The organism is Vibrio sp. 1751 (genome assembly GCF_033339895.1).
Classification (GTDB): Bacteria; Pseudomonadota; Gammaproteobacteria; order Enterobacterales; family Vibrionaceae; genus Vibrio; species Vibrio alginolyticus.
On sequence record NZ_JAWOVM010000151.1, the window covers coordinates 1 to 5,282 of the forward strand.

Annotated in this window: 4 protein-coding genes; 3 read left to right on the forward strand and 1 reads right to left on the reverse strand. The window is 45.2% G+C overall.

The window, feature by feature from the left end:
* Nucleotides 1-82: 82 nt before the first annotated feature.
* The 3 genes from R7041_RS22590 to xni all read left to right on the forward strand — a co-directional run bounded on the left by R7041_RS22590 (nucleotide 83) and on the right by xni (nucleotide 4,157).
* Complete coding sequence (locus R7041_RS22590; RefSeq protein ID WP_005381978.1) at nucleotides 83-1,648, forward strand: sensor domain-containing diguanylate cyclase; 1,566 nt, start codon at nucleotides 83-85, stop codon at nucleotides 1,646-1,648.
* A 291-nt stretch (nucleotides 1,649-1,939) separates the two neighbouring features.
* Nucleotides 1,940-3,316, forward strand: a complete 1,377-nt coding sequence (gene ppnN / locus R7041_RS22595) for a nucleotide 5'-monophosphate nucleosidase PpnN (protein ID WP_005383611.1) — start codon at nucleotides 1,940-1,942, stop codon at nucleotides 3,314-3,316.
* Between the two features lie 58 nt (nucleotides 3,317-3,374).
* Nucleotides 3,375-4,157 (forward strand): flap endonuclease Xni, encoded by a 783-nt coding sequence (xni, locus tag R7041_RS22600; RefSeq protein WP_138940417.1) that lies wholly within the window; start codon nucleotides 3,375-3,377, stop codon nucleotides 4,155-4,157.
* Between the two features lie 108 nt (nucleotides 4,158-4,265).
* Here the strand turns inward: xni and rlmM are convergent.
* Nucleotides 4,266-5,282, reverse strand: a 1,017-nt coding sequence (rlmM, locus tag R7041_RS22605; protein WP_318073011.1) for a 23S rRNA (cytidine(2498)-2'-O)-methyltransferase RlmM, incomplete at its 5' end; no start/stop codon positions are given.

The following is a 5,282-nucleotide window of genomic DNA, read 5'->3' on the forward strand; positions in this document are numbered from 1 at the left end:
CGTAATAACTAATGACGCTATAAAGTTTTTTGTTATTATCAGATAATTGTCAGTAGTACATGGACTTAACCGTAGTCACTTCATGGGAATCTTGGAATCCGATATTCAGTCGCAGCTGCATCAGCTGAGTTGTCAACTTGACCAACTCAGACTGACTCATCGTGATACTTCACTCAAATTCAAACGTGAACAACAAGTTCTTAAACGCGTTGTGGCATCATTGTCTTCAGCTTGCCAGGGTTCGAATACTCAGGTATCCAACTACCTATTTGAAATCCAACAAGAGCTGCAACATCAAAAAGATATCAGCACTCTTATCCCGCGTTTAGCGGTATTAGAGAGGATGCTCAAACAGCAGTCGAAGACGATGGATAAACAAAACGGTTACCTTGACGAACAAATCAAGCACAGTGGTGAAACACTGCAACGTGTCACGGGCTTACCTGCGCAGTTAAAACGTGAACTACGGAACCTGATGAGTTTCTCTGAAGTTCACGCCAGCAATAAAGCTGATCAAGCCACTAAGCTACTGAGTATTTACGAACGCGCTCTGAAAATCATCACGTCTAATTCACGTCTACATCTTAGTGAATTTGAAAACAATCCCGACAGATCTCAGCTTGAGTGCTTAGCCAGCGACCTCCAACATACTATTACAGAGCTGGATTTCGAGGGAGAATCAGGCGATAGATTGCTGGATATTCGCGCTAAGTTGCTCCTTGGCGTGAGTGCCGAGTCTCTCATTGAGCTTACGCTCTCAACGCTGAAATTGGTTGTCGAAGCAACAAAGTTCGAGCGCGAGGCGTCTAGCCAATTCCTTGATCAGCTGAACACTTCTCTCGCAAGTAACCTAAAAACCGTTCATCAGAACGTCGACCAGCATCATACCTACTTTGAACACCGCCAAGAGCTCAACACAGAAATGAACAGCTTGGTTGAATTAAGCCAAAAGTCACTTAATCAAGCTCAAGATATCGCGGTTGTGAAAAAAGAAATCACGCCTCTTCTCGAAAAAATGGCGTCGCTGACAGAGCGACTGAAAATGACGGAAGAGCGAGAGCAAGCGCTGCAAGAGCGGTTAAGTTACAGTAAGAACCAACTCGAAGCGGTATTTGAAACTACGCAAGATTATCGTCGACGCTTAGATGACCAAGCTCAGCGTATGTTGCTCGACCCGCTGACTAAAGTTTATAACCGCACTGCATTTAACGATCGACTAGAGCTAGAGTATCGCCGTTGGATTCGCTCTCAACAAAACCTTCGTGTTGTGCTGTTTGATGTAGACAACTTCAAAGCGGTGAATGATAGCTATGGTTATACGGCTGGCGATAAAGCGCTGAAGATCATCGCTCGTACTATTAATAAACGCGTATCAGAAACGGAAACAGTGGCTCGCTTTGGTGGCGAGGAGTTTATTCTACTTGTCCCGGAACAATCTGAAGAATACACACTGGATCTGATTAAGCATATCCAGCGTGATATTAGCCAATTACCCTTTAAGTTCCGTGAGCAAAATATCATGATTACCTTAGCTGCTGTATCGACGTCTTTCAAAGAGTCCGATACGCCAGAGTATGTGCTCGATCGTCTTGGCAAGATGCTTGCGGACGCTAAAAAACGTGGAACAAACCAGCTTAACTGGAGCTAGAATTCGTACAAAAAGCGAGCAAACAAACCAAATTTGGTGCAATCTACGCTTTATAACCACCCATTTTCAACGAGTTATCACATTTCTTCCCTTTTAGTCTGCTAAGCTGTAAAAACCCAAGTCACTTCAAGATGATGTATTTATAAAAGGCAAATGTATCATCTTGAGGTTGCTTGGGAGTTGATAACCATAAAACCAAATCGGCCAACTACCTTTCATCAAACCATACGTATAACACCAAAAAGGTAAGTTGGTACTTTCCCTCAAATTAATGCAACACAAGGAGGCGTTATGATTACCCATATAAGCCCCGCTGGTAGCATGGACTTGCTATCTCAACTAGAAGTAGAGCGCTTAAAGAACACAGCCTCGAGTGAACTTTATCAGCTGTACCGTAATTGCACATTAGCGGTGTTGAACTCCGGTAGCCATACCGATAACTCGAAAGAACTGCTCGATAAATACCAATCGTTTGATGTCAACGTCGTGCGTCGTGAGCGTGGTATTAAGCTTGAGCTGACTAATCCGCCAGAGCACGCTTTTGTTGACGGCGAAATAATTAAAGGTATCCAAGAACATCTGTTCTCCGTATTGCGTGATATCGTTTACGTAAACATGCATTTGGCAGACGCCCAGCGGCTCAACCTTACTAACCCAATTCACATTACGAACCTCGTGTTCGGCATTCTTCGTAATGCCAGAGCATTAACTCCAGGTATCGCACCGAATCTTGTCGTATGTTGGGGTGGTCACTCTATCAATGGAGTGGAGTATCAGTACACACGTGAAGTGGGTAACGAACTGGGCCTGCGTGAACTTAACATCTGTACAGGTTGCGGCCCTGGCGCAATGGAAGGGCCGATGAAAGGTGCAGCGATTGGGCACGCAAAGCAACGTTATACTCAGCAACGTTATCTTGGTTTAACCGAGCCCTCGATTATTGCGGCCGAGCCACCAAACCCAATAGTAAATGAACTGGTCATCATGCCCGACATCGAAAAGCGCTTGGAAGCCTTCGTCCGTATGGCTCATGGTATCGTTATTTTCCCAGGTGGCCCGGGCACAGCGGAAGAGCTACTGTACATTCTTGGCATCATGATGCACCCGGATAACGCCGATCAGCCAATGCCTATCGTATTAACAGGACCAAAAGAGAGTGAAGAGTACTTCCGCTCTATTGATGAGTTCATTCGCGACACACTTGGTGAGGAAGGGCAAAAGCACTACGAGATCATCATTGACGACCCGGCAGAAGTCGCTCGTATTATGAAACGCTCCATGGACTCGGTACGCCTTCACCGAAAAGAGAAAGGCGATGCGTACAGCTTTAACTGGTCATTGAAAATTGAGCCAAACTTCCAACTGCCATTCGAGCCTACTCATGAGTCGATGGAACAATTGGATTTAAGCCTAGATCAAGAACCGCAAGTTTTAGCGGCCAACTTGCGTCAAGCCTTCTCTGGCATAGTGGCAGGTAACGTAAAGGCTGAAGGCATTCGAGAAATAGAACGTAGAGGGCCTTTCACCATTCATGGCGACGCAGTCCTCATGAAAAAACTCGATAAGTTGCTAAAAGACTTTGTCGAACAGCACCGAATGAAATTACCTGGCGGTTCAGACTACGAACCGTGTTATCGAATCGCTCACCCGGAAATTGGTGGTCGATAGTCAGGCTAGCATTCGTTACACTAGGGGCATTACGCCCCTTTTTTATTGCTAAGTCATTATGTCTATTCATCTTGTTATCATTGATGCCCTAAACCTGATCCGCCGAGTGCACTCAGCACAACCAGATCCAACCGACATAGCAAGAACCATAACCACAACGCAAAGAACCCTCACTCGCATTCTGTCAGAGGCCAACCCGACACACATCATCGCAGTTTTTGATCACCACGAACAAGACAGAGGTTGGCGCGCTGAAATTCTCCCTGACTATAAGCAAAACCGAAAACCAATGCCTCTGCCACTACTGCAAGGGTTAGATGCGATTCAACAAGCGTGGTGGGAGCAAGGTATTGATTCATTGCTGTCTGAAGGCGATGAAGCAGATGATTTGGTTGCTACACTCGCAACGAAAGTGGCCAGCCATGGTGAAAAGGTCACCATCGTTTCGACTGACAAAGGTTACTGCCAGCTGCTTTCCCCTACCCTACAAATCCGTGATTATTTCCAACATCGTTGGTTAGATGAACCATTTATCGAAAAAGAGTTCGGCGTAAAACCAAGTCAACTAGCGGATTACTGGGGATTAACAGGGATAAGCTCTAGCCAGGTTCCGGGCGTACCTGGAATTGGCCCGAAAGCAGCGAAAGAGATTCTCACTCAGTTTGAGAGTATTGAAGCAGCCTACGCTAGTGAAGATCTCGTACCGAAATACCGTAAAAAATTGGATGAGCACATTGAGTCTGCTCGTTTATGTAAACTCGTCGCCGCTTTAAAGTGCGATATAGAACTAGGCTTTAACTTGCAAGATATTCGCTTTTTAGGGCCAAACAAAGCGGAGTAGTGCCCGATGGTAGTTTCACACCATGAAACACTCAGATATTAAAAAAGCGCCATTTGAAGGCGCTTTTTCTATTCTAATCACTATTCCCAAAAGACTCGGGGAATAAAGTTAGTAAGGTGAAATATTCGACAGACATTGGATATGAATCGTGATTTCTTCACGATCATGATACAAATGTTTAGCTTGTAGCTTGAACTTTACCTTATTATCAATGAGGAACTGCTTCAGATTTTCAAGGTCTTGCAGCACTTCGTCATAACGCCCTTTCATTGGCAGCTTAAGGTTAAAGATGGCCTCTTTTGCCCAACCTTTTAACAGCCACTGTCCCATCAGGTGAGCAACACGAGCTGGCTTTTCCACCATGTCACAAACAATCCATGTTACGTTCTTGCGGTCTGGTTCGAACTTAAAACCATCCACCATATGGTGCTTGATCTGGCCAGTTTCCATCAAACTGTCTGCCATCATGCCGTTATCAACGCAGTGAACGAACATTGAGCGCTTCACTAATTGGTACGTCCAACCGCCTGGACATGCACCTAAATCCACACCCCACATACCTGGTGCCAAACGCTCATCCCACTCTTCACGTGGAATAAAGACATGAAATGCTTCTTCCAGTTTAAGTGTTGAACGACTTGGAGCGTCTGCTGGGAATTTAAGGCGAGGGATACCCATGAAGAACTGTGAGTTGTTGTCAGTGTAAGAGTAACCAACGTAACAGTGGCCAGGCTCAACAAAGCAAATGTGCAGTACTGGTTTTTTCGCGTTATCTTTGTTCAGCATTAAGCCTTTGCCGCGCAACGCTTGACGCATTGGGACGGTAAACTTACGGCAGAATTTCAGTAGCTCTTTCGCTTCATTTGTATCTGGCGTTTCAATTCTCAAATCACCACAACGAGGGAATGCTTCAATGTCTGCTAGTTCATTCAAAATTGGACTAATGCGGTCATCACTTGGCAACGATTGAAACTCAGCTGCTACCGCAAACATTTGTCGAGCAAAAATTAAAGACTTAAAGTCTAAACCTCTCGCAAGTTTGTCGGCATCTCCATCTTGGTAACACTCGAAGACAACATAACCTGAGTTTCTCTTCACACGAGGGAAGCCATACACTTCCAACTG

Coding starts and splice junctions, on each gene's coding strand:
- R7041_RS22590 (WP_005381978.1), top strand. CDS start 83: ATGGGAATCTTGGAATCCGATATTCAGTCGCAGCTGCATCAGCTGAGT.
- ppnN (WP_005383611.1), top strand. CDS start 1,940: ATGATTACCCATATAAGCCCCGCTGGTAGCATGGACTTGCTATCTCAA.
- xni (WP_138940417.1), top strand. CDS start 3,375: ATGTCTATTCATCTTGTTATCATTGATGCCCTAAACCTGATCCGCCGA.